16 protein-coding genes and 2 tRNA genes are annotated in these 15,424 nt (G+C 65.6%); 5 read left to right on the top strand and 13 right to left on the bottom strand.

Going from position 1 to position 15,424, the window contains the following annotated elements; all coding sequences use genetic code 11:
* Positions 1-15 precede the first annotated feature (15 nt).
* Entirely contained in the window at positions 16-555 is a 540-nt protein-coding gene (locus tag ACF1AJ_RS13265) for a peptidylprolyl isomerase (RefSeq protein ID WP_018189046.1), read from the bottom strand.
* Positions 556-676: 121 nt separating this feature from the next.
* Between ACF1AJ_RS13265 and ACF1AJ_RS13270 the strand changes: the two genes are divergently transcribed.
* Together ACF1AJ_RS13270 and ACF1AJ_RS13275 are read left to right on the top strand one after the other, a co-directional pair.
* A complete protein-coding gene (locus ACF1AJ_RS13270) occupies positions 677-1,255 on the top strand; it encodes a hypothetical protein (RefSeq protein ID WP_391507776.1) in 579 nt (192 codons plus the stop codon).
* A gap of 78 nt (positions 1,256-1,333) precedes the next feature.
* Complete coding sequence (locus ACF1AJ_RS13275) at positions 1,334-1,537, top strand: PspC domain-containing protein (RefSeq protein ID WP_309855507.1); 204 nt, start codon at positions 1,334-1,336, stop codon at positions 1,535-1,537.
* Here ACF1AJ_RS13275 and ACF1AJ_RS13280 read toward each other — a convergent pair.
* Positions 1,534-1,959 carry an NUDIX hydrolase gene (locus ACF1AJ_RS13280; protein ID WP_391507777.1) on the bottom strand — a complete coding sequence of 142 codons (426 nt, stop codon included), beginning with the start codon at positions 1,957-1,959 and terminating at the stop codon, positions 1,534-1,536. The two genes, ACF1AJ_RS13275 and ACF1AJ_RS13280, sit on opposite strands and share 4 nt — an antisense overlap.
* A gap of 48 nt (positions 1,960-2,007) precedes the next feature.
* Here ACF1AJ_RS13280 and ACF1AJ_RS13285 point away from each other — a divergent pair, with 48 nt between their 5' ends.
* Entirely contained in the window at positions 2,008-2,871 is an 864-nt protein-coding gene (locus ACF1AJ_RS13285; protein ID WP_391507778.1) for an Fpg/Nei family DNA glycosylase, read from the top strand.
* A 6-nt stretch (positions 2,872-2,877) separates the two neighbouring features.
* Here the strand turns inward: ACF1AJ_RS13285 and ACF1AJ_RS13290 are convergent, their stop codons facing one another.
* Complete coding sequence (locus tag ACF1AJ_RS13290) at positions 2,878-3,300, bottom strand: rhodanese-like domain-containing protein (protein ID WP_391508763.1); 423 nt, start codon at positions 3,298-3,300, stop codon at positions 2,878-2,880.
* A gap of 101 nt (positions 3,301-3,401) precedes the next feature.
* Between ACF1AJ_RS13290 and ACF1AJ_RS13295 the strand changes: the two genes are divergently transcribed.
* Positions 3,402-3,866: an Lrp/AsnC family transcriptional regulator gene (locus tag ACF1AJ_RS13295; protein WP_391507779.1), complete on the top strand. Its 465-nt coding sequence runs from the start codon at positions 3,402-3,404 to the stop codon at positions 3,864-3,866.
* A 21-nt stretch (positions 3,867-3,887) separates the two neighbouring features.
* Here the strand turns inward: ACF1AJ_RS13295 and ACF1AJ_RS13300 are convergent.
* The 10 genes from ACF1AJ_RS13300 to dnaA all read right to left on the bottom strand — a co-directional run bounded on the left by ACF1AJ_RS13300 (position 3,888) and on the right by dnaA (position 14,831).
* Positions 3,888-3,960, bottom strand: a tRNA-Ala gene (locus tag ACF1AJ_RS13300).
* An 11-nt stretch (positions 3,961-3,971) separates the two neighbouring features.
* A tRNA-Ile gene (locus ACF1AJ_RS13305) sits at positions 3,972-4,048 on the bottom strand.
* 50 nt (positions 4,049-4,098) lie between these two features.
* A complete protein-coding gene (locus ACF1AJ_RS13310) occupies positions 4,099-4,512 on the bottom strand; it encodes a DUF3566 domain-containing protein (protein WP_309855501.1) in 414 nt (137 codons plus the stop codon).
* Positions 4,502-7,054: a DNA gyrase subunit A gene (gene gyrA, locus ACF1AJ_RS13315; protein ID WP_391507780.1), complete on the bottom strand. Its 2,553-nt coding sequence runs from the start codon at positions 7,052-7,054 to the stop codon at positions 4,502-4,504. Before gyrA ends, ACF1AJ_RS13310 begins: the two co-directional genes overlap by 11 nt.
* Positions 7,055-7,101: 47 nt before the next feature.
* A complete protein-coding gene (gene gyrB / locus ACF1AJ_RS13320) occupies positions 7,102-9,102 on the bottom strand; it encodes a DNA topoisomerase (ATP-hydrolyzing) subunit B (RefSeq protein WP_391507781.1) in 2,001 nt (666 codons plus the stop codon).
* Positions 9,103-9,225: 123 nt separating this feature from the next.
* On the bottom strand, positions 9,226-9,735 hold the full coding sequence (locus tag ACF1AJ_RS13325) for a DUF721 domain-containing protein (RefSeq protein ID WP_391507782.1): 510 nt from the start codon (positions 9,733-9,735) through the stop codon (positions 9,226-9,228).
* Positions 9,728-10,894 carry a DNA replication/repair protein RecF gene (recF, locus tag ACF1AJ_RS13330; protein WP_391507783.1) on the bottom strand — a complete coding sequence of 389 codons (1,167 nt, stop codon included), beginning with the start codon at positions 10,892-10,894 and terminating at the stop codon, positions 9,728-9,730. The genes ACF1AJ_RS13325 and recF overlap by 8 nt, the downstream gene beginning before the upstream one ends.
* A 21-nt stretch (positions 10,895-10,915) precedes the next feature.
* Positions 10,916-11,803, bottom strand: coding sequence for a phosphogluconate dehydrogenase (NAD(+)-dependent, decarboxylating) (gene gnd, locus ACF1AJ_RS13335; protein WP_391507784.1), 888 nt, complete (start codon positions 11,801-11,803; stop codon positions 10,916-10,918).
* A 38-nt stretch (positions 11,804-11,841) separates the two neighbouring features.
* Complete coding sequence (gene dnaN, locus ACF1AJ_RS13340) at positions 11,842-12,987, bottom strand: DNA polymerase III subunit beta (protein ID WP_391507785.1); 1,146 nt, start codon at positions 12,985-12,987, stop codon at positions 11,842-11,844.
* A gap of 413 nt (positions 12,988-13,400) precedes the next feature.
* Entirely contained in the window at positions 13,401-14,831 is a 1,431-nt protein-coding gene (gene dnaA / locus ACF1AJ_RS13345; protein ID WP_391507786.1) for a chromosomal replication initiator protein DnaA, read from the bottom strand.
* Positions 14,832-15,278: 447 nt separating this feature from the next.
* Between dnaA and rpmH the strand changes: the two genes are divergently transcribed.
* Positions 15,279-15,416, top strand: coding sequence for a 50S ribosomal protein L34 (rpmH, locus tag ACF1AJ_RS13350; RefSeq protein ID WP_018189031.1), 138 nt, complete (start codon positions 15,279-15,281; stop codon positions 15,414-15,416).
* Positions 15,417-15,424 lie beyond the last annotated feature (8 nt).

Below are 15,424 nucleotides of genomic sequence, written 5' to 3' on the forward strand. Positions count from 1 at the left end.
CTCGCCCGTCCTTCCTCAGACCTGCTCGATGTCGATGGACTCGATGACGACGTCGTCCAGCGGCCGGTCGCGAGCGTCTGTCGGGACCTCGGCCAGCTTGTCGACGATCTTGCGGGACGCGTCGTCGGCGACCTCACCGAAGATGGTGTGCTTGCCCTGCAGCCACGTCGTCGGCGCGACCGTGATGAAGAACTGCGAGCCGTTGGTGCCGCGGCCGCCCTGGATGCCGGCGTTCGCCATGGCCAGGATGTACGGCTGCGTGAAGTCGAGGTCGGGGCTGATCTCGTCGTCGAACTGGTAGCCCGGTCCGCCGACGCCCTGTCCGAGCGGGTCGCCGCCCTGGATCATGAAGCCCGGGATGATGCGGTGGAAGACCACGCCGTCGTAGAGAGGAGTCTTCGACTTCTCTCCCGTGGCGGGGTGCGTCCACTCGATCTCGCCCGTCGCCAGCCCGACGAAGTTCCGCACCGTCTTCGGCGCGTGGTTGCCGAAGAGGTTGACCTTGATGTCTCCGTAGTTAGTGTGGAGCGTGGCGACAGCGGTGTGCTTAGACATGGCACCAATTCTTGCACAGCGCGTATAGCTGACTTGGGCGGGCTCGAGACCTCTCGGGCCATCCCCAGCCCTTTCGGTGGCAAGATGGAGTCAGTCGCCACCCCGACCAACGGAGGAACAGATGAGCCTGACACGGAAGCGCAAGAAGGAGCTCAAGCGACTGCGCAGCGGAGCCGAGGACCTGTGGACCCAGCAGCAGGAGGTGCTGGCCACCGCCAACGCCCTCGCTGCCGAGGCGCGCAAGCAGGCGGCCTACTACACCCGTGAGGAGATCGCGCCGCGCGTCCGTGACGGCTACGACCAGTACGTGCGCCCCGCGGCTCAGACCGCCAAGGACACAGCGAGCCACTACGCCGGCCAGGCGCGTCAGCGCGTGGTGACGGACGTCATCCCCGCTGTGGGCACGGCCGTCGGCACTGCGCTCTCCGTGGTCGACCACGCCCGCGCCGCTCGTGCGGCCGCCTTCGCCGGCGACTTCAAGAAGGCAGGCAAGGAGCTCTCGAAGAAGCCGAAGGCTCCCGCGAAGAAGCCCGGCCCCGGCGCCGGTGGTGTAATCGCGATCGGGCTTGGGATCGTTGCCGCCGTCGGCCTCCTGTATGCGGTGTGGCAGACCTTCCGCGCCGACGACGAGCTGTGGGTCGCCGACGAGGAGCCCACGACCCCGACGACCACCGCGGGTACCGACACGACGCAGCAGTAAGGTCCGACCGCTCGATCAGGGTCTGTTCGGGGGTTACCCCGATGGTGCGGCGTGCGCGCCGCTGCGAGTCTGGGATGTATGAGCACTTTGATGCGTCCCCGTGATGGCCGTGTGATCGCCGGCGTGTGCGCCGGCTTGGCGAACCGTTTCGGCCTCCGGCCGTGGACCGTCCGCGTCCTCTTCCTGCTGTCGTGCCTGCTGCCGGGCCCGCAGTTCATCGCCTACCTGGTGATGTGGATCGTCATCCCCAACCAGCAGGGACGCGGCCCCGCGACGGTCTAGCGGCCGCCGGCCAGTCCGGCCATCTCGAGCGCCGTGTCCACCAACTCGACGCGGCGACCCGGGATGCGGTCGAGGGAGAACCACGCCGCCTCGTCGGTCGTGCCATCGAGTTCGTTGGTGAGCGACCCGCCGACCACCCGCGCGCGGTAGACGATCCGCAGGGCGTGCAGCGGCCCGGCGTCCGGGATGAAACGGTGCTCGGCCGGGATCACCTTGGAGTCGATCCCCAGCAGGTCGCCGGCCTCGGCGACATAGCCGGTCTCCTCCGCGATCTCACGGACCACCGCATCCACCGGGTCCTCGCCCGGGTCGATGCCGCCGCCCGGCAGGGTCCAGCCCGACCGGCCGCCTTCGTTCCAATGGGCGAGCAGGATGCGGTCGCCGTCGACGATGACGCCATAGGCAGCCACTCTGATATCCATCGCACCAACGTACTGCCATTGTCGGTGGACGAGGGCAGACTAGAGGTGATGCCCGAACTACCGGAAGTCACCGCCCTCGCCGCCGACCTCGATGGCCGGCTGGCGCAGCGTGTCATCGACCGGTTGAGCATCGCAGCCTTCTCCGCGCTGAAGACCTTCGACCCGCCGGCCGACGCTCTGCACGGCTTGACGATCGCCGCCGTGACCCGCCACGGGAAGTTCCTCGACATCGCCGCGGGCGAGCTCCACATCGTCGTGCATCTCGCACGAGCCGGCTGGATCCGTTGGCGCGACTCGCCTCCGCCACCGCCCAACGGCCGCCTGGGCAAGGGCCCCCTCGCGGCGCGGCTCGTCCTCGACGACGGTTCCGGACTCGACATCACCGAAGCCGGAACGAAGAAGAGCCTCGCCATCTACGTCGTGCGCGATCCGGCCGAGGTGCCCGGCATCCAGCGCCTCGGACCCGACCCGCTCGACCCGTCGTTCACCGAGGAGGCGTTCGCCGGCATCCTCGCCGGGCAGGGTCGCGCTCAGATCAAGGGCGTGCTCCGCAACCAGTCGCTCATCGCAGGGATCGGGAACGCCTACTCCGACGAGATCCTGCACGTCGCCAAGATGTCGCCGTACAAGCCGGCCAACATGGCAGCCGACGATGTCGCGCGCCTGTACGAAGCGATGCAGACCACTCTGCGGGACGCTCTCGCCCGGGCGGACGGTCTGGCCGCCTCGGAATTGAAGAGCGAGAAGAAGTCGAACCTGCGGGTGCACGGGCGCACCGGTCAGCCGTGCCCCGTCTGCGGCGACACCATCCGCCAGGTCATTTTCCACGACTCCACGTTCCAGTACTGTCCCACCTGCCAGACCGGCGGCAAGCCCCTGGCCGACCGCGTGCTCTCCCGGCTCCTGAAGTAGTCCGGTTCAGCAGGCGCACTCGAACCCGGGAGGCGCGGTGAGCGGGTCGACCGACCGCTCGATCGGCCCGGAGTCATCGACGGTCGGGAGGCCCTCTCGCACCCAGTACTCGTAGCCGCCGATCATCTCCCGCACCTCGTAGCCCAGACGACTGAATGCGAGGGCTGCTCGGGTGGAGCCGTTGCATCCCGGACCCCAGCAGTAGACGACGACAGGCATGTCCAGCGGAATCGACCCGGGTGCCCGTTCTTCGATCTCCGCGGTCGGGAGGTGCACGGCTCCCGCCACGCGTCCGTGACTCCATGCGGCGCCGGCCCTGCTGTCGATGAGGACGAAGCGCTCGCCACGCTCGAACGCGGCGTGCACGTCGGACGGATCGGTCTCGAATCGCAGCTTCGCGGAGAAGTGCTGGGTGGCATTTTCGGTCATTGTCGTCATGCCACGAGACTAGAAAAACGCGGCGGCCGGGTGAAGGACCGATCCACGGCGTTCGTCCGCTTCGACCGTCGATCTCGTGGCAGAATCGCGCCATGACCGTCACTTCACCGTTCGCTGTAGACAGCACCGACCGCATCATTCTCGCGGAGCTGCAGCGCGACGGCCGGCAGTCGATCGCCGAACTGGCTCGCACCGTCCACATGTCGAACAGCGCGGTGGCCGAACGCGTGCGGCGGCTGGAGGAGGCCGGCGTGATCACCGGCTATCGGGCGGTGATCGATCCCGAGCAGCTGGGCTTCGGGATCCTCGCGTACCTGCGGCTGCGCTACCCCAGCAGCCAGTACAAGCCGCTCCACGACCTGCTCGCCGAGATCCCCGAAGTGATCGAAGCGCACCATGTCACCGGAGACGACTGCTTCATCCTCAAAGTGGTCGCAACCTCCATGCGCCACTTGGAGCAGATCAGCGGTCGCGTCGGAACACTGGGGAGCGTGACCACGAGCGTTTCGTACTCGAGCCCGTTCCCGATGCGGACGATCGTCCCGCCACAGTCGTGAACCGCGACAGACCCGTAAGGGTGGAGCCTAGGAGATTCGAACTCCTGACATCCTGCTTGCAAAGCAGGCGCTCTACCAACTGAGCTAAGGCCCCGTATGAGGTGATGGTGGGGATACGAGGACTTGAACCTCGGACCTCTTCGTTATCAGCGAAGCGCTCTAACCGCCTGAGCTATATCCCCGAATGGGCAGATACGAGACTACCCGATCTGCCCGACCATTGCGAAATCGGTCAGTTGTTGGTGAAACCGACCAGCAGACCGCCGGTGATCTTCACCGAGAGGTTGTAGAGCAGCGCGAACACGGCGCCCAGGGCGGTGACCACGACGATGTCGAGGATGGCCACGATGAGCGAGAAGCCCATCACCTGACCCAGCCCGAGAACCGAGCGGAGGTCGCTGCCGCCGGCGCCCGAGATGTCCTTGAACAGGCTGTTCACCTGGTCGAAGATCCCGGTGCGGTCGAGCACGGTCCAGATCAGGAACGTACCGACGATGGCGATGATCGCGAGGCAGATCCCGGCGAGGAACGACAGCTTCACGGTCGACCAGAAGTCGATGTACACCAGCTTCAGCCGCACCTGCTTCGCGGATGCGGGTCGACGGGACGACTTCTTGGCCAACTTCTCGGCGACGCTACTGCTCATCTACGGTTTCATCCTTCCCGACGGCCTCGGTATCCTCCGCGGGAAGGGAGGATTCGAGATCACGTTCGGTGTTCTTCGCCAGAGCGATGATCTTGTCGGACTCGGCGAAACGTGCAAAGACGACACCCATGGTGTCGCGGCCCTTGGCTGGTACCTCGGCCACGGCAGAGCGTACCACCTTGCCGCTGGCAAGAACCACAAGGACCTCGTCGTCTTCACCGACGATCAGCGCCCCAACCAGGTCGCCCCGGTCGTCGTTGAGTTTGGCCACCTTGATGCCCAGACCGCCGCGATTCTGGAGGCGGTACTGGTCGGCCGCGGTGCGCTTGGCGTACCCGCCCTCGGTGACGACGAAGACGTAGCCCTCGTCGGAGACGACGGATGCATCGAGCAGCTTGTCTTCGCCTCGGAAGTGCATTCCGATGACGCCCGACGTCGACCGGCCCATCGGGCGGAGGGCCTCGTCGGACGCCGTGAAGCGGATCGACATCCCCTTGCGGGAGACGAGGAGCAGGTCGGAGTCCTCCTCGACCAGCAGTGCGGAGACGAGCTCGTCGTCCTCGCGCAGTTTGATCGCGATGATCCCGCCCGTGCGGTTGGTGTCGTACTCCTCCAGCGCGGTCTTCTTGATCAGGCCGTCGCGCGTGGCGAGCACGAGGTACTTGGCCGCCTGGTAGTCGCGGATGTCGAGGATCTCGGCGATCTCCTCATCCGGCTGCATGGCGAGCAGGTTGGCGACGTGCTGACCCTTGGCGTCGCGGCCGGCCTCCTGCACCTCGTAGGCCTTGGCGCGGTAGACGCGTCCCTTGTTCGTGAAGAAGAGGAGCCAGTGGTGCGTCGTCGTCACGAAGAAGTGGTCGACGACGTCCTCGCCGCGCAGCTGCGCACCCTTGACGCCCTTCCCGCCGCGGTGCTGGCTGCGGTAGTTGTCGCTGCGCGTCCGCTTGATGTACCCGCCGCGGGTGACGGTGACCACCATCTCCTCTTCGGGGATGAGGTCTTCGACGCTCATGTCGCCGTCGTAGCCGAACATGATCTCGGTGCGGCGGTCATCGCCGAAGCGGTCGACGATCTCGGTGAGCTCCTCGCTGACGATCGAGCGCTGGCGCATCGGGTCGTCGAGGATGGCGTGGAACTCGGCGATCTGCTTCTCGATCGCATCGGCCTCGTCCACGATCTTCTGCCGCTCGAGGGCGGCCAGGCGGCGGAGCTGCATGGCGAGGATCGCATCCGCCTGCACGTCGTCGACGTCGAGAAGGGTCTTCAGCCCATCACGCGCGTCGTCGACCGTCGGCGAGCGGCGGATGAGCGCGATGACCTCGTCGAGCGCATCCAGCGCCTTCAGGTAGCCGCGCAGGATGTGGGCGCGCTCCTCCGCCTTGCGCAGACGGAAGCGTGTGCGCCGGACGATGACCTCGATCTGGTGGTCAACCCACGCGGTGATGAATCCGTCGAGCGCCAGGGTGCGCGGCACGTTGTCGACGATCGCGAGCATGTTGGCGCCGAAGTTCTCCTGCAGCTGCGTGTGCTTGTACAGGTTGTTCAGCACGACCTTGGCGACCGCGTCACGCTTCAGCACGATCACAAGGCGCTGGCCGGTGCGACCCGAGGTCTCGTCGCGGATGTCGGCGATGCCGCCGATACGCCCCTCCTTGACGAGGTCCGCGATCTTGATCGCCAGGTTGTCCGGGTTGACCTGGTACGGCAGCTCGGTGACGACGAGGCAGACCCGGCCCTGGATCTCCTCAATCGTGACGACGGCGCGCATCGTGATCGAGCCGCGGCCGGTGCGGTAGGCGTCGTGGATGCCCTTGACCCCGAGGATCTGCGCGCCGGTCGGGAAGTCCGGTCCCTTGATCCGCTTGATGAGCTCCTCGAGCAGCTCCTCGCGGGAGGCCTCGGGGTGCTGCAGGTGCCAGAGCGCGCCGTCGGCCACCTCACGCAGGTTGTGCGGCGGGATGTTCGTGGCCATGCCGACCGCGATGCCGACGGAGCCGTTGACGAGCAGGTTCGGGAACCGGCTGGGGAGGACCGCGGGCTCCTGGGTGCGTCCGTCGTAGTTGTCCTGGAAGTCGACGGTCTCCTCGTCGATGTCCCGCACCATCTCAAGGGCGAGCGGGGCCATCTTCGTCTCGGTGTACCGCGGGGCCGCCGCCCCGTCGTTGCCGGGCGAGCCGAAGTTGCCCTGACCGAGGGCCAGTGGGTAGCGCAGGCTCCACGGCTGGACGAGGCGAACCAGCGCATCGTAGATCGCCGAGTCGCCGTGCGGGTGGAACTGTCCCATCACGTCGCCGACGACGCGCGCGCACTTGGAGAACGCCTTGTCCGGGCGGTAGCCGCCGTCGAACATCGCGTAGATCACGCGGCGGTGCACCGGCTTCAGGCCGTCGCGCACCTCGGGCAGTGCGCGCCCGATGATGACCGACATGGCGTAGTCGAGGTACGACCGCTGCATCTCCGACTGCAGGTCGACCTGGTCGATCCTGCCGTGGATGCCGAAGCCGGCCCCGCTTTCGCCCGACACGTTCTCTTCGTCCGTCACAGTCTTCTCTCCCTCGCGATCCCTCGTCGTTCATCCATGCCGGAGCATCAGATGTCGAGGAACCGCACGTCCTTGGCGTTCTTCTGGATGAACGAGCGGCGCGACTCGACGTCCTCGCCCATCAGTGTGGCGAAGATCTCGTCCGCGGCGGCCGCGTCGTCGAGCGTGACCTGAAGCAGCGTCCGCGTCTCCGGGTTCATCGTGGTCTCCCACAGCTCCTGGTAGTCCATCTCACCGAGACCCTTGTAGCGCTGCACGCCGTTGTCCTTCGGGATGCGCTTGCCGGCCGCGAGACCCTCGGCCAGGAACGCGTCGCGCTCCCGGTCGGAGTACACGTACTCGTGCTCGGCGTTGGACCACTTGAGCCGGTAGAGCGGCGGCTGCGCCAGGTAGACGTAGCCGAGCTCGATCATCGGGCGCATGTAGCGGAACAGCAGCGTGAGGAGCAGCGTGGTGATGTGCTGGCCGTCCACGTCGGCGTCGGCCATGAGCACGATCTTGTGGTACCGCGCCTTCTCCGGGTCGAAGTCCTCGCCGATGCCGGCGCCGAACGCCGTGATCATCGCCTGCACCTCGTTGTTGCCGAGGGCGCGGTCGAGCCGCGCCTTCTCGACGTTGAGGATCTTGCCGCGCAACGGCAGGATCGCCTGCGTCTCCGGGTTGCGGCCCTGCACGGCGGAGCCGCCGGCCGAGTCGCCCTCGACGATGAAGATCTCCGAGATCGTCGGGTCCTTCGACTGGCAGTCCTTCAGCTTGCCCGGCATCCCGCCGCTCTCCAGCAAGCCCTTACGGCGGGCGGTCTCACGCGCCTTGCGGGCAGCGAGGCGCGCGGTCGCGGCCTGGAGCGCCTTGCGGATGATGTCCTTCGCCTGGTTCGGATTGCGGTCGAACCAGTCGCCGAGCTGATCGCCGACGACCTTCTGCACGAAGGCCTTGGCCTCGGTGTTGCCGAGCTTCGTCTTGGTCTGGCCCTCGAACTGCGGCTCGGAGAGCTTCACGGAGATGACAGCGGTCAGACCCTCGCGCACGTCGTCGCCCGAGAGGTTGTCATCCCTTTCCTTGAGGATGCCCTTCTCGCGCGCATACCGGTTGACCAGCGTGGTCAGCGCAGCGCGGAAGCCCTCTTCGTGCGTGCCGCCCTCGTGCGTGTTGATCGTGTTCGCGTAGGTGAACACGCTCTCGTTGTAGCTAGTCGTCCACTGCATGGCGACCTCGAGAGCGATCTTGCGGTCCGTGTCCTCAGACTCGAACGAGATGATCTCGTCGTGGACGACCTCCACCTTCTTCGCGGAGTTCAGGTACTGCACGTAGTCCATCAGGCCGCGCTCGTAGAGGAAGACCTCGTGACGCGGAGTGTGCTCCTCGTCGACCTCGCCCTCGACGTGCTCGATCTCGGGCGCGCGCTCGTCGGTGATCGCGATGCGCAGCCCCTTGTTCAGGAAGGCCATCTGCTGGAATCGCGTGCGCAGCGTCTCATAGTCGAACACGATCGTCTCGAACGTCTCGGCACTCGGCCAGAACGTGATGATCGTTCCGGTGCGGTCCGACGCCTCGCCCTTCTCGAGCGGAGCCTGCGGAACGCCGTTGCGGTAGCTCTGCCTCCATACGTGACCCTGGCGGTGAACCTCGACGTCGAGGCGGCTGGACAGCGCGTTCACGACCGAGCTGCCGACACCATGGAGTCCGCCCGACACCGCGTACCCGCCGCCGCCGAACTTTCCGCCGGCGTGCAGGATGGTGAGGACGACCTCCACCGTCGACTTCTTCTCGACCGGGTGCTCATCGACCGGGATGCCACGACCGTTGTCGTCGACCCGCACGGCGCCATCCGGGAGGATCGTCACCTCGATGTTGTCGGCGTGACCGGCGAGGGCCTCGTCGACCGAGTTGTCGACGATCTCGTAGACCAGGTGGTGAAGACCGCGGGGACCGCTGGAACCGATGTACATCCCGGGTCGTTTGCGGACGGCTTCGAGACCCTCGAGGACCTGGATCTCATTAGCGCCGTATTCGTGTTCCGTCCCGGCCGCGTTCGGTTCCATCGTCATATGAAATTAGGCTCCTGACCGCACTCAACAGTGACGTTCCATTCTACCAAGAGACGGGGGCCGAAATCCCCGAAAACGGCCGTCTGAGGCTTTTTCCGCACTGTGGCGACCTCTTTTGCGCCCTCAGCCGTAAGTATCGCGCGGGCCACGCCCTGGAATCGACCTGGGGCCTCTTTTCCAGGAGGGGGCGTCCGGCCCCTGAAAACGGATCGACTCGATGCCTGCCTCGGGGAATCGGTCCGCGATGCGCGCGAGAAGCTCCGATCGCATCATCCGCAGCTGTGTCGCCCATGCCGTCGACTCGCACCGGACCACGAGGACACCGTCGGCGATCTGGTCCGGTTCGGCGTGCTTCGCGGTCTCCTCCCCCGCCAGTTCACGCCATCCTTCGAGCAGGTCGGACTTCGCCAGGGCGGAGGTCCAGCCGAGCTGCGCCGCGAGCGCGTCGACGACGTCACCGACACCGCGCGGGTCGCGCCCCGACCCGAAGGGCTGGCTGCCGGTCGTGCTCTCTTCGCGACGTGGGCCGCGCCGGCTTCGCGAGGTCGTGCCGGTGAAGAGCGCCTTCAGCCGCAGATAGACGGCCGATGCCTCGCTCTCGCTCGGTGTGTTCCGGGTTGCGCGATCAGGCATCGGGCGCCTCCACGATGCTGCCCGCCTCGATGCGGACCGTGTGCGCAGTGAGCTCGTCCGGCACGTCGTCGTAAACGGCCGCGGTGATCAGCACCTGCTCGTAACCGGCTACGGCGGTTGCGAGCATCCGTCGCCGAGCCTGGTCGAGTTCGGCGAAGACGTCGTCGAGGATGAGCACCGGGTCGCCGGTCGTCGACTCCTGGCGGAGCAGTTCCGCCGAGGCCAGCTTGAGCGCCAGGGCGAACGACCACGATTCGCCGTGGCTGGCGTATCCCTTCGCGGGAAGACCATTCAATTCGAACAGGACATCGTCTCGGTGCGGTCCGACCAGGGTGAGACCGCGATCGAGCTCCTTGCGGCGCACGGCCGCGAGCGCTCGACGGAACGCCTCCGGGGTCGCGACACCGGGTGAGCCCGTTACATCCTCTTCTGTCGCGGCATCCTCCTCGTCGACGTGTGCACCGTAGACCGTGAGCTGCGGGAGGAGTCGCGGATGGTGGTCGTCGCCGGCGACCGAGCGGTAGGCCGCGACGAGGGGATCGCTCAAGCGCCCGACCAGGTCGAGACGCGCATCCATCAGTTCGGAACCGAGCTGAACGAGCCGATCGTCCCAGATCTCGAGAGTGCCTAGCTGGTCCTCCCGCACACGGGAGGCGCGTGCCGACTTGAGCAGCGTGTTCCGCTGCTTCAGCACGCGCTCATAGTCCGCGATGACGGCCGAGAACCGCGGGTTCCGCTGGATCAGCAGTTGATCAAGGAAGCGTCGGCGGATGCCCGGCTCGCCCCGCACCAGAGCGAGGTCCTCCGGTGCGAAGAGAACGCTCGAGAAATACCGCGGCAACTCGCGCGGCTTGATGGCGGCCCGGTTCACCTGGGCCCGATTCGCTGAGCTGCGGTTCAGCTGTACCTCGACGAGGATCTCCCGGCCCTCGTGCTGGATGCGCGCCCGGACGATCGCCGCGTCGGCATCCTTCCGGATCATCGCCTGATCGCTCGACACCCGATGCGACCCGAGAGTGCACAGGTAGCCGAGCGATTCGACGAGATTCGTCTTTCCCTGGCCGTTGCGGCCGACGAAGAGGTTCGCGCCGGCCGCGAACGGCACCTCCGCAGTGCGGTAGTTGCGGAAGTCGGTCAGGGAGAGATGAGTGACACGCACAGAGTTTTCAGTTCACGCGTCTCAGTCGACGGCCTTGACGGCGTGACCGCCGAACTGGTTGCGCAGTGCGGCGACCGCCTTCATGGCCGGCGAATCCTCCTGGCGCGAGACGAAGCGCGCGAAGATCGAGGCGCTGATCGTCGGAACCGGGACGGCGTTGTTGAGCGCCTCCTCGACGGTCCAGCGACCCTCGCCCGAATCCTGCACGTAGCCCTCGATGTGCTCGAACTCCGGGTCCTGCTCCAGGGCGCGGACGAGCAGGTCGAGCAGCCACGACCGCACAACGGTTCCGCGCTGCCACGCCTTGAACGTGCCCGTGACGTCCTTGATGATGTCCTTGCGGGTGTCGAGGAGCTCGTATCCCTCGGCATATGCCTGCATCAGCGCGTATTCGATGCCGTTGTGCACCATCTTCGCGTAGTGACCCGCACCGACCTCGCCGACGTGGACGAATCCCTCGTCGCGCGGACCGTCGGGACGCAGCGCGTCGAAGACGGGCATCACGCGCTCGACCTGCTCGGCCGAACCGCCGACCATCAGGCCGTAACCGTTCTCGAGGCCCCAGATGCCGCCGGAGACGCCGACGTCCATGAAGTCGACACCGCGCGGCGCGAGGAGCTCGGAGTGCTTGAAGTCCTCCGTGAACTTGGAGTTCCCGCCGTCGATGACGAGATCGCCCTTCTCGAGCAGCGGCTCGAGCTCGCGGATCACCGAGTCGGTGATCTGGCCGGCGGGCACCATGACCCAGACGGTGCGCGGAGCGGGGAGCGCCGCGACGAGGTCGGCCACGGCCGCGACGTCGGAGACCTCGGGGTTCGTGTCGTAGCCGGTGACGTCGATGCCGTTCTTCTCGAGACGAGCACGCATGTTGTTGCCCATGCGTCCGAGACCGATGAGGCCGATGTGCATGATTGTCCTTCTCTTCTTTGCTTCAGCGGCGCCGGGATCTAGCGCAGGAGCAGGTTGGGCTGGAGCAGATACTTGTAAGAGTCCGCTCCTGCCTGATCCTTGGACGTCTGGCTCGTGATGAGCACAGGGCCCGGCTTGTTGGGGTTCTCGGTCTTGGTGAACGAGATGCGCACGAATTCCGAGTGCACCGCACCGAGACCATCGAGCAGGAACTGCGGCTTCAATGAAACCACCGTCTCCTGGCCAGTGAGAAGAGCGTCGATGCTCTCGGATGCCTGCGCCTGTTCGGATCCGATCGCTTCCAGCGTCAGCCCGTCGGCGGTGAAGGTGTAGCGGAGCGCGGCCTCGCGCTCGAGGACGAGAGCGACTCTGCGGGTCGCCTCGATGAGCTCGGCGGTGTTCATCACCGCGTAGTTGTCGACCTGTTCGGGGAACAGCCGGCGAACCGGCGGGAAGTTGCCCTTGATCAGCAGAGAGGTCACCGTCTTCTTGTCCGCGGTGAACGCGATCAGCTCTCGGTCGTCCCGGTTGGTGATCGAGATCGACACGTTGCCGCTGTGCCCGAAGGTCTTGCCGATCTCGGTCAGCGTCCGCGCCGGCACCAGCGCCGTCACGGGCTCGCCCGAGGTCGTCCCGTTGTCCCAGTCGATCTCGCGCACGGCGACGCGGTAGCGGTCGGTCGCGACCAGGCCGAGGGTGTTGTCCCCGACCTCCAGCTGCACGCCCGTGATCACAGGGGTCACGTCATCCCGAGAAGCCGCCACCCCGACCTGCGAGACGGCCTGGGCGAATTCCTCGGCCGGAACGAGTCCCGCCTCGCCGCCCACCTGCGGGATGCTCGGGTATTCCTCGACAGGCATGGACAGCAGGGTGAAGTTCGCGGAGCCGGCGCGAACCACGATCTTGGACTCCTCGGTCGAGAACTGCACCGGGGCGTTCGGAAGCTTCGAGGCGATCTCGGCGAGGAGGCGACCGGACACCAGGACGCGACCGGGCTCCTCTACCTCGGCTGCGATCTGAGTTTGGGCCGACACCTCGTAGTCGAAGGACGAGAGCTGAAGTCCGTCGTCCGTCGTCTCGATGAGGACACCACTCAGGATGGGCAGAGTCGTCCGCTGCGGCAGGAGCTTCACCGCGAAGGAGACAGCCTCGCTGAACACATCCCGATTGGCTTGGAACTTCACGAAGTCACCTCTGTCGGCTTGACGGTCACGGACGTCACAAATCCTAGCGCCTGCCTTGTGACGCGGAAGCGGCGCTCCCCCGACCCCTTGAGGTTGTCGTCCGCCCTCATTGAAAAGAGTTAAGGAGTAATCGTGTTAACCGCTGTGGAAAATGTGGATAACTCTGTTGAGGCCGCGCGACGACTGGGAACTACACGTCGGTGACTTGTTGATGACCTGAGGATTCCGGGTGTTCACAACGATCCGCAGGGATGCGACTGAGCGACGCCTTTTCACAGCATCCGGATCGCCGTCCCCATTAAACGTGTGGTTCTCCGGAAGCTCTCCACAAGTTATCCACAAGTGTTAATAACGCTTTGTCCCCACTCTGGGGATGGATATGTGGATAAGTTCTGCGCTAGAGGGGCGTGTCGCTACTTGCCGTAGCGGTGATTCTGCTTGATCCGGCTCGTGAGCTCGGTGACCTGGTTGTAGATCGAGCGACGCTCCTTCATGAGCTCACTGATCTTCTTGTTGGCGTACATGACCGTGGTGTGGTCGCGGCCGCCGAACAACTGGCCGATCTTGGGCAGAGAGAGGTTCGTGAGCTCTCGGCACAGATACATGGCGATCTGTCGGGCCGTGGCGACCGCCTGCGACCGGCTGGAGCCGTAGAGGTCATCGACGCTGAGCTTGAAGTACTCGGCCGTGTTGGTGATGATGTCCGTCGGCGCGATGACGTTGTCGTCGTCCAGCGTGATGAGGTCCTTCAGCACGGTCTGCACCAGCGGCATGTCGACGGGCGTGCGGTTCAGGCTCGCGAAGGCGGTGACGCGGATGAGCGTGCCCTCCAGCTCCCGGATGTTGCTCGACACCTTCGACGCCATGAACTCCAGGATGTCGTCCGGTACCTGGATCTTCTCGCTCTGCGCCTTCTTGCGGAGGATCGCGATGCGGGTCTCGAGGTCGGGCACCTGGACATCGGTGATCAGACCCCACTCGAAACGCGAGCGCATGCGGTCCTCGAACCCGGTGAGGTGCTTCGGTGGGAGGTCCGAGGTGATGACCACCTGCTTGTTGTGATCGTGGAGCGTGTTGAAGGTGTGGAAGAACGCCTCCTGCGTCTCGACCGCCCTCTGGAGGAACTGGATGTCGTCGATCAGCAGGATGTCGATGTTCCGGTAGCGTGCCTGGAACGACGAGCCGCGGTTGTTCGCGATCGAGTTGATGAAGTCGTTGGTGAACTCCTCGGAGGAGACGTACCGCACTCGGATCCCCGGGTAGAGACTCATCGCGTAGTGGCCGATGGCGTGGAGAAGGTGCGTCTTGCCGAGGCCGGAGTCGCCGTAGATGAAGAGCGGGTTGTACGCCTTGGCCGGCGCTTCGGCCACCGCCACCGCGGCCGCGTGAGCGAAGCGGTTGGACTGGCCGATGACGAAGTTGTCGAAGCTGTACTTGGCGTTGAGCCGGGTGTCGCCGCCGCGAGGAGGCGCCGTGATCTCCGTGGGGGTTGAGATGACCGGTGCGGCCTGCTCGACATAGGAAGGGGCGGAGTCGGTTTCGTGCGCGGGACCGGCCATCGTGTCCTGCTGGATCTCCGGGTTCACCACGATCGCGAAGGTGTTGACCTGCAGCTCGTCGTCGAGCGAGCCGATCGCGTGGAGGAGCGGGACGCGGCTGCGCTGCTCGATCATTCCCCGGGTGAACTCGTTGGGCACCTCCAGATAGAAGGTGCCGGCCATGATGCCCTTGGGCTCGACCAGGCTGAGGAACCCGTACAGCTGCGGGGTGATCCGGTCGTCCGTCTCGAGTTTCCCGAGCACGTCCTGCCATGCCGCAGCTATGGACTCTTCGCCGCCTGCCATCGTTCCCCGTCTTCGTCTGTGTTGCGGATGCCGTCAGCCCGACGAGGGGACGAGTCGACCCCCGGTGACTCTCGTCGGGTTGGCGGCTTCGGATGCCGCCGGTGGGTATTCACAGAGTTATCCACCGCTGTGTGAGCAATACCGTAGCGATCTCCGGCCAGAATTGGCATGGCCTGGGGATAACTTTCGACCTCACGGTAACTTGTCCACAGAAGAGCGATCAAATCCGATCGGCGGCATACGACGGCGCGTCGGCCATCGCTTCCCTGCCAATACCGTGCATAATCAGTGGATTTGACTCGATCGGTTTGACCTCGTCCCACCCCAGGCCGTAGTTTTAATCAGTTGACTTGCGGCCGTTACGGCTGCCCTGTAACTTTCCTGGCCTCCCCGTGCTGGCCCTTTCTCTCAGCACAGGCCTGTGAAGAGACCACCACGGAGATAGATATGAGCAAGAGAACCTTCCAGCCGAACAACCGCAAGCGTGCGAAGACCCACGGTTTCCGTCTGCGCATGCGCACCCGCGCGGGTCGCGCCATCCTCTCCGCTCGCCGCCGCAAGGGCCGCGAGAAGCTCTCGGCGTAACCGCTTCC

Source organism: Leifsonia sp. NPDC014704 (genome assembly GCF_043083605.1).
Taxonomy (GTDB): Bacteria; Actinomycetota; Actinomycetes; order Actinomycetales; family Microbacteriaceae; genus Leifsonia.